1 protein-coding gene is annotated in these 1,974 nt (G+C 67.5%); it reads right to left on the reverse strand.

Annotation, left to right across the window (positions count from 1 at the left end):
- Positions 1–112: 112 nt before the first annotated feature.
- On the reverse strand, positions 113–1,816 hold the full coding sequence (locus AC5WS8_RS39035; RefSeq protein ID WP_496108218.1) for an IS1634 family transposase: 1,704 nt from the start codon (positions 1,814–1,816) through the stop codon (positions 113–115).
- Between the last annotated feature and the right edge of the window lie 158 nt (positions 1,817–1,974).

Below are 1,974 nucleotides of genomic sequence, written 5' to 3' on the forward strand. Positions count from 1 at the left end.
TGAGTTCCACAGTTAGCGGTGTCGACTAGGACACGAATACGCGGTTTGACCTGTGGAAATGCCGGTGAGCACGCAGAGATGGCGTGTCACTAGGCGGGCGAATAGTGCCTGGTCAGCGGCCTGCGGTCAGATCGATGATCTTCTTGGGCGGTGTGACGTTCAGGGCGGTGAAGATGTCGCGCTGGGGCTTGGTCAGGTCGGTGGACTGGCGGAAGGTGCCGGCCGGGCCGCTGTAGGTGACGGCGTGCAGGCGCTGGAGCTCGGCGCGCAGGCGGTTCCAGGTCTGGCCGGTGGAGGTCTCGGCGACGCGCATCAGCAGCAGGGCGAGCCAGCACAGCAGGACGTGGGCGCGGATACGGTCCTCGCGGCGGTGGTAGACCGGCCGCAGGTCCAGGATTTGCTTCATATCGCGCCAGCCGCGCTCGACTTCCAGGAGCTGTTTGTAGCCCAGCGCGATGTCCTCGGCCGACAGTTTCGGATCCGAGGAGCGCAGGAGGTACTTCCCGTCGAGGTTGGCCTCGGAGGCGATCTTCTTCTTGTCCACCCGCAGCAGGCCGCCCGGGGTGGTGCGAAGGAACCGTTTCAGGCCGGGCTTGGTGGACAACACCCCGGCCAGCTTGTCGCGTTCGGGCCGCGGCAGCTTGTCAGTGCCCTCGATCGCTTCCGTGAGCTGGGCGACCATCCGCTGACGAATCGCGGCGTCGCGGGTGGCCTGGTCGGGGTTGAAACAGATCACGAACCGGTCGTCGGTACCGATGTTGACCTCCTTGACCTGGAGGTTGTCGCGCACGGTGGCATAGCGGCCCTGCCGCGAGAGGGCGGCGCGCACTTCGGGTGATCCGGTGCGGAGCTTCTCGCCGATGATGTAGCCGCCGCCTCCGCGCATCAGCGCCCGGCGGTTGGCGGCGGAGGTGAAGCCTCGGTCGGCGACCCACACGACCTTCGAGAGCGTCCACTCGCGCAGGTCGTCGCGGACCTGGCGGATCAGGGCCTGATCGCCGGTGTTGCCCGGCCAGGACCACACCCGCACCGGGATCCCGTCGCGAGTGACGGCCATCCCGATCACGACCTGTGGCAGATCGTCACGGGAGTCCTTGGACTTGCCGTGCGTGCGGAACCCGTCGTGGCGTGACGCGTCTTCGCTCGGCACGTCGTCCGCCAGACGCTTGCCGCGTTCGTCGCGGGCGACGGGCTCGTCGGCGTCCCCGGTCTCGAAATATGTGGAGGTGGTGTCGAAGAACAGCAGGTCCACCTCCAGGTTGAGCAGGTCGGTGACCTGGAAGTACGCCTCCTTGGCCAGGGCCGGCTCGATGGTCAGCAGATAGTCCATGGCCCGGTAGCAGGCTTCGTCGCTGATCGAGTCCAGGCCCTCTACGTGGACATCGTCGGCGATCCACTCGGTCGCGGCGAGTTTGCTGGAGGCGGCCAGCGCCCGGTTGGCGACCAGCGCGAACAGCACCCGCTCGACGCGCGGATCCAGCCGCCGCCCGGCCAGTTGACGGTGCACCACCGTGTCCAGGCCGAGCCGGTGCCACAGCCCGTCCAGCGCGTGCACCCCGCCCCACGGCCGGGAGCTGATCAACGACAGGTCCCCCGAGCCTGTCGCGGACAGCGCTGCCGCCGGGTCCAGCAGTTTGGAGAGCGCCGCGACCAGTCGGCCGATCGCCTCGCGGTCGAGCTCGTCCTGGCGGCCGAAGGAGTGCAGCACCTTCGTACGCGAACGCCCCGCGACCGGGTCCCACTCGTTGTGGGCCAGCTGCAGATACCGGACCGTCTGCCCGTCCTTGTTCCGCCGGGACGTCGTCTTCACATACATGCCGCTAGACGATACGGGCATCACACGAGGTCATCAGCACTGGGGTATGAAGGTCGTGCCACTAGGCGATTCCGGGTTTTCGCACCAGGCTCAACCGCCTGACCTGCATCGAAGCCCTGCCGCACCCCCGAGAACCCCGCTCAACTGTGGAACGCAGG

Source organism: Streptomyces sp. PTL18, from assembly GCF_059510295.1.

Coding starts and splice junctions, on each gene's coding strand:
- AC5WS8_RS39035 (WP_496108218.1), bottom strand. CDS start 1,816: ATGTATGTGAAGACGACGTCCCGGCGGAACAAGGACGGGCAGACGGTC.